We start from the raw sequence: 361 nt of genomic DNA, 5'->3' as shown, positions 1-361 counted from the left end.
GTCGAGTCTCGTGGGCTCGGAGATGTGTATAAGAGACAGATGCCGTAAAGTGCAAATGTGTAGAGGGATAAGATTGCGTAACACGCACCTAATATGGGGAAAAACATCGAGACGGCAGGTAACCTAATTGAACTAACCTGATTTTTTACAGCATCCGAAAAATACCGTAAAAATAAAGCTGAACGACCACCAAATCAGGAATGCCAAGCGGGAAAGAGCTTGCGGGGACGGCAAGCGATTCTTTCATTAGATGGAAACCGGGCATGATGGTTCCACCGAGATAATGCCCGTCATCGGTGAGCGCATCAACCGTTACCTGTCTCTTATACACATCTCCGAGCCCACGCGACTCGACGTCATC

1 pseudogene is annotated in these 361 nt (G+C 48.2%); it reads right to left on the bottom strand.

The features are described from left to right. Positions 1-202 precede the first annotated feature (202 nt). Positions 203-361: pseudogene (locus ACRPFF_RS11785) on the bottom strand (type III pantothenate kinase); the annotation flags it as partial.

The sequence above is a fragment of the Neisseria sp. SLRRB23 genome (assembly GCF_050896295.1).
In the GTDB taxonomy this organism is placed as follows: domain Bacteria; phylum Pseudomonadota; class Gammaproteobacteria; order Burkholderiales; family Neisseriaceae; genus Neisseria.
Note: the sequence above shows the minus strand (reverse complement) of the source record. Positions and strands in the feature narration are given on the sequence as shown.